This is a genomic window from Pseudomonas sp. PS01297 (assembly GCF_029959305.1).
Classification (GTDB): Bacteria; Pseudomonadota; Gammaproteobacteria; order Pseudomonadales; family Pseudomonadaceae; genus Aquipseudomonas; species Aquipseudomonas helleri.
This window is the reverse complement of the sequence record NZ_JASCPQ010000168.1, coordinates 1-5697: the sequence shown is the minus strand read 5'-3', so window position 1 is coordinate 5697 and position 5697 is coordinate 1. Positions and strand designations below refer to the sequence as shown.

Annotated in this window: 5 protein-coding genes; all 5 read left to right on the top strand. The window is 58.4% G+C overall.

Annotation, left to right across the window (positions count from 1 at the left end; genetic code table 11):
• Positions 1–173 precede the first annotated feature (173 nt).
• The 5 genes from QMX84_RS25640 to QMX84_RS25620 all read left to right on the top strand — a co-directional run bounded on the left by QMX84_RS25640 (position 174) and on the right by QMX84_RS25620 (position 5625).
• Positions 174–692 carry an RNA polymerase sigma factor gene (locus QMX84_RS25640; protein WP_282365091.1) on the top strand — a complete coding sequence of 173 codons (519 nt, stop codon included), beginning with the start codon at positions 174–176 and terminating at the stop codon, positions 690–692.
• A gap of 50 nt (positions 693–742) precedes the next feature.
• Positions 743–1711, top strand: a complete 969-nt coding sequence (locus QMX84_RS25635; RefSeq protein ID WP_262125100.1) for a FecR domain-containing protein — start codon at positions 743–745, stop codon at positions 1709–1711.
• 132 nt (positions 1712–1843) lie between these two features.
• Positions 1844–4441 (top strand): TonB-dependent receptor, encoded by a 2598-nt coding sequence (locus QMX84_RS25630; RefSeq protein WP_153336017.1) that lies wholly within the window; start codon positions 1844–1846, stop codon positions 4439–4441.
• Positions 4442–4553: 112 nt separating this feature from the next.
• Positions 4554–5162 carry a biliverdin-producing heme oxygenase gene (locus QMX84_RS25625; RefSeq protein WP_282365090.1) on the top strand — a complete coding sequence of 203 codons (609 nt, stop codon included), beginning with the start codon at positions 4554–4556 and terminating at the stop codon, positions 5160–5162.
• Between the two features lie 58 nt (positions 5163–5220).
• Positions 5221–5625: a YbaN family protein gene (locus tag QMX84_RS25620; RefSeq protein WP_048368458.1), complete on the top strand. Its 405-nt coding sequence runs from the start codon at positions 5221–5223 to the stop codon at positions 5623–5625.
• Positions 5626–5697 lie beyond the last annotated feature (72 nt).

Genomic DNA, 5697 nt, shown 5'->3' with positions numbered 1-5697 from the left:
GGGCTTGCTCGCGAAGAGGATCGACTCGGTCAACCCTCAGACCGCGTCGCCCCAATCGCGAGCAAGCCCGCTCCCACAGACTGAACTGCCCAAGCAACAAACTCAAAACATCACTTGACCAAACACACAGATGATAAGCATTATCATTCGCTCAAAATCGGTCGGGTAGTGCTGTGAGTCAGTCCCAGTTCAATCAAGTCTTCCTTACTCAGCGGGTGACCTTGCTGCGCACGTTACAGCGGATGGTGAATAACCCCAGCACCGCCGAAGACTTGCTGCAAGAGACTTACCTGCGGGTTACCCGCGCCTTGAACGAGCGTTCGGTCGAGCACCTGGAACCGTTTGTCTACCAGACCGCGCGCAATCTGGCGCTCGATCACCTGCGCTCGCGGCGCATTCAGGCACGCACGGTGGTTGAAGATATCCCGATCGAGGTGCTTGAGGGCATTGCGTCTACCCACAGCACCCCGGAAGAAGCCCACCAAGCAGCGCAATTACTGGAGCGTTTGAGTGTGAGCCTGAGCCAGTTAAGCGCACGTCAGCAGCGGATTTTTATCCTCAGCCGGCTGCATGGCTGCAGTTATCAAGAGATCGCCGAAGAACTTGACGTGTCGTTGAGTACCGTTCAAAAGGAACTCAAATTGATCATGGCGATCTGCATCGGGGTAGCCGACAGGCTGAATCGGCCTTAACCTTGCCCTTCAATGCCACGCGAACGCCCTGAAACTGCCAAGGAACCTCTGTGACGGACACTCACAAATCTGCTGCGCCCGACCCGGCGCACGAGGTGCTGCAAGACAGCGCCATGGATCAGGCACTGGATTGGCTGATCACCCTTGAGTGTGCGAGCGACGAACAGAAAATCGTGTTTGAGCAGTGGCTGAATGCCGACCCGGCGCACGCCAGGGCGTTTGCCAAGGCCAACGCCATCTGGAACGGGCAACCGGTGCTGCATGCTGCGCAAACCCTGCAAACCCGGCGCAAACCCGGCGTGCTGCGGCGTATCAGCCGGCATTGGAAGCACGTGGCTGCGGCAGCTGTGCTGGTACTGACAGTCGGTAGCTATACCAACGTGCCGCTGCGCCTTCAGGCAGATCACCTGACCGTGGTGGGCGAGCGCCAGCGCCTGCAGCTCGAAGACGGCTCCAAAGTGCTGCTCAATACCAACTCGGCATTTTCCAGCAAAGTGGTGAATACCCAGGCCCGCGCCCGGCTGTTACAGGGCGAAGCCTTTTTTGAAGTCCCGGCCAACCTTGAACTGCCCATGGTGCTGGATGCCGGCCCGGTGCGCGTCAGCGTGCGTGACACCGCGTTTGCGGTGAGCTACTTCAATGGCGAAGCGCAAGTACGGGTACAGCGCGGTGATGTGGACTTGCGGGTGAACAGTGTCGGCACACAAATGCGCCTGTCGGCGGGCAACAGCGTCAGCATTGGCCCGAACGGCTTCGGCCGCCCCACTACACTCAACCCCCAAACCGACCTTGCCTGGGTGCAAGGCCGATTGGTATTTGAAAACTGCCCGATGAGCAAAGTGCTCGATGAAGTGCGCCGCTACTACCCCGGCTGGATCGTCAACAACAACGAAAAGCTCGCCAACGTGGCCGTCACCGGCAACTACCGGCTGGATCAGCCACTGGATATCGTGCGCTCGCTGGCCCACATCACCTCCAGCCGCCTCTCGGAATACCCGGCGCTGGTCATCCTTAATTAAAAAAACTCGTTTAATCGCATCTTTTTTTACTCGATAGCCCAAGGTCATTCGTCTCGTTGTGATCAATGCAACTGATTCGCATTTTGAGTCAGCTTCGCAACTACAAGACTTGTCACCTCTGGAGCGCTATCAATGCCCACACGTTTCAACAGCCGGTCCACTTCCAACGCTCGCACTGGCGGCTTGCACCAGTGCACATTGTCGTTGTTGACCGTTGCCATGCTGATGGCTGGCGTACAGGCCGCACCGGCCCTGGCCGCAACCGATCCGCAGCCAGCCAGCCGCTCCGTGGGCAGTTACAAGTTTGCGATCGCTCAGCAGCCACTCGCCTCTGCGTTGAATGACTTCAGCAGCGTGACTGGCTGGCAAGTCGGCCTGCCGGCAGAGCTGGCACAGGACGTGGCCTCGCCCGGCGTACGTGGCTCCCTGAGCCCGGAAAAAGCCCTGGAGCGCCTGCTCACCGGCACCAACCTGACATACCGCAAGCTGAGCACTAACAACATCGTGCTGGAAAAACGCAGCGCGACCTCCGGCACCCTGGCCTTGCAGCAAGTGACCATCAGTGCCACGCGTAACGCACAAGACGTCAGCGCCGTACCCAGCACCGTCACCGTTCATGACCGCCTGGACCTGGACCGCGAAAACGTTAACACCATCAAAGACCTGGTTCGTTATGAGCCGGGTGTTTCGGTAGGCGGCGCCGGCCAGCGCGGCGGCATCACCGGCTACAACATTCGCGGCATCGACGGCGACCGGATCCTCACCCAGATCGATGGCGTTGAGATCCCCGACTCGTTCTTCAACGGCCCTTACGCCCAGACCCAACGTAACTACGTTGACCCTGAAATCATCAAAAGCGTTGAAATCCTTCGTGGCCCGGCGTCCGTGCTGTACGGCAGCAACGCCATTGGCGGTGCCGTCAGCTACTTCACCCTGGACCCGGATGACATCATCAAGCCGGGCCAGGACGTTGGCGCCCGCCTCAAAACCGGTTACAGCTCGGCTGACCGCAGTTGGCTCAAGTCGGGCACCGTGGCCGGTCGCTCAGGTGATTTCGACGGTTTGCTGCACTTTAGCCAGCGCGATGGCCATGACACCGAATCGTACGGCGACCGTGGCGGCAACGGCCTGGCCCGTACCGCGGCCAACCCGGAAGACGTGAGAACCACCAGCGTGCTGGCCAAGGCCGGCTGGAACTACAACGATGACGACCGTCTGGCCTTCACCTACGAGAAGTACAAAAGCCACGACGACGTCAATGTGAAGAGCGCCGTCGGCGGGCCGTTCACCAACGGCCAGCCATTGGGCATGTACCGCTCGCGTACCGGCACTGACACGGTAAGCCGTGAACGCTTCGGCCTGGTCAACACCATGACGGTCGACAGCCTGGTTGCTGACCACATCAAGACCAGCCTGAACTACCAAATCGCCAAAACCGACGAGACCACGCTGGAAGATTATTTCCCGTTCACCCGCAATGTCATGCGCTCTCGCGACACCACGTATCAAGAGAAGCAATGGGTCCTCGACGCACAGGCAGACAAGGCCTTCAGCATCGGTGAAACCGATCATTTGCTGACCTACGGCGCCACTCTGAAAAACCAGAAAGTCACCAGCTCGCGCAGCGGCTCGGGTACGTGCCTGGCAGTAGGCCGCGGCTGTACGGCAATCGGCGCTGACAGCCCGTCCGATTACCTGGTCAAGTCCAGCGACTTCCCGGACCCCACCATCAACACCTACAGCCTGTTCGCCCAAGACCAGATCAGCTGGAACGACTGGACGTTCTCGCCAAGCTTGCGTTACGACTACACGCGCCTGACGCCGCACATCACCCAGGAGTTCCTCAACACGATCCCGGCCGATGAACGCGCCAACGTCAGTGACGAGAAGAAAATCTGGCACCGCGTTTCGCCAAAATTCGGCCTGACGTACGCCCTGACTGAGCAATACACCTGGTACGGCCAGTACGCGGAAGGTTTCCGTACGCCGACGGCCAAAGCGCTGTACGGCACCTTTGAGAACCTGGCTGCCGGTTACAAAGTGGCGGCCAACCCGAACCTGGAACCGGAAAAAAGCAAAAGTTTCGAAACCGGCCTGCGTGGCAAGTTTGATGCGGGTTCGTTCGATGTAGCGGTGTTCTACAACAAATACCGCGACTTCATTAACGAAGACGCCATCACCCCCGGCTACAGCGAAACCACGTTCCAGAGCAACAACATCAAACACGCCACCATCAAGGGTGCCGAGGTTAAAGGTCAGTTGAACCTGGATGCGTTCGGTGCGCCAAAAGGCCTGTACACACGCGGTTCGGTGGCTTATGCCCACGGCAAAAACGACGACAACGGCGAGCCGATCAACAGCGTCAACCCGCTCAAAGCCGTTATGGGTCTGGGCTACGACCAGGAAACCTACGGCGCTCTGGTCAGCTGGACACTGGTCAAGCGTAAGGACCAAGTGGACAACACCAGCTTCTTTGCCCCGGACGGCACCAGCAAGCAATTCAAGTCGCCAGGCTATGGCGTGCTGGACCTCACCGGCTTCTACAAAGTCACCAAGGACGTCACCGTCAACGCCGGTCTGTACAACCTGACCGACAAGAAATACTGGAACTGGGATGACGTGCGCGGCTACGACAGCGTGGGTGAAGCCGGTGTGCTCAACCCCGCCAACATGGACCGCCTGACCGCTCCAGGTCGCAACTTCTCGGTCAATCTGGTGTGGGACATCTGATAGACACATCCACTGCGTAGTCTTTTTAGGCTACGCAGTGAGGAATTTTTACTGTGATGCGTCTTCTTGATCGTCTAGTTACAAAGCGCATCTCATTCTCAAGGATATTTGCATGACCACTCCTGATTCCGCACAGCGTCCAGCCTTGCGTTCTCAACGCCTGAACCAGATCACCAACGAGCCGCATCAAAAGCTCGATGCACTGGTAAAAGCTCACAAGCCTTTCGACACCCGCGAAAACTTCGCTCGTTTTGTGGTGGCTCAATACCTGTTCCAATCCGAGCTGCAAGCGCTGTACACCGACGCGGCCTTGAAAGAGATCGTGCCGGACCTGCCAGAGCGTTGCCGCGCAGAACAAGCCAAGGCTGACCTGGCGGACCTGAACACCCAGGTGCCTGCTCCCGTCGCTGGTGCAGTCAATGCCCCGAGCAAAGCTGAAGCCTTGGGCTGGATCTTTGTGTCGGAAGGCTCCAAGCTTGGCGCTGCGTTTTTGATCAAGCGCGCTGTGGCACTGGAACTGAGCGAAACCTTCGGTGCGCGCCACTTGGGCGAACCGGCCGGTGGTCGTGCTGAAGGCTGGAAGAGCTTCGTTAAAACCCTCGACGGCCTGGAACTGAGCGCCGAAGAAGAAGCCGATCTGGACAAAGGTGCAGTCGCCGCGTTTGAACGTTTTACCGTATTGCTGGAACATGCTTACGCTGCTGAGCCAGAACTGGCCTAAGCAGGATCTGCTCGGTCAGCGAGCGCTGACCGAGTATCTTTTTCTGCGCCTTGAGCCTATGACACACCCAACTCAATCCTCATCCAAAATCGCCCGCTTCCTGTTTGGCGTGCTGGCGTACGTCAGCTTGGGCATCGGCCTGATCGCCATCGTGATCCCTGGCTTACCCACCACCGAATTTATTTTGCTCGCTGCCTGGGCTGCGACCAAAAGCTCCCCTCGCTTGAGTGCCTGGCTCGAAAACCACCGTTTGTTTGGCCCGATTTTGTTCAATTGGCGCAACGGTAAAATCATCCAGCGCAAAGCCAAAGTCAGCGCCACCATCAGCATGCTGCTGTGTGCCGGGCTGATGCTTTACGTGCTTGATCACGACTGGCCGGTGTTCCTGGCCATTGCTGGCATGAGCATGGGCAACCTGTGGATCTGGTCCCGCCCGGAACGCTTGCCGCTGGCGAGCGAGTAACTGAACCACATAACTGTAGGAGCGAGCTTGCCTCGCGATCTTTTGACTTTTTAAAAGATCGCGAGGCAAGCT

What these genes read in the sequence shown, in the direction of transcription:
- QMX84_RS25630 (WP_153336017.1), top strand. Translation starts at nt 1,844, where the DNA reads ATGCCCACACGTTTCAACAGCCGGTCCACTTCCAACGCTCGCACTGGC.
- QMX84_RS25620 (WP_048368458.1), top strand. Translation starts at nt 5,221, where the DNA reads ATGACACACCCAACTCAATCCTCATCCAAAATCGCCCGCTTCCTGTTT.
- QMX84_RS25625 (WP_282365090.1), top strand. Translation starts at nt 4,554, where the DNA reads ATGACCACTCCTGATTCCGCACAGCGTCCAGCCTTGCGTTCTCAACGC.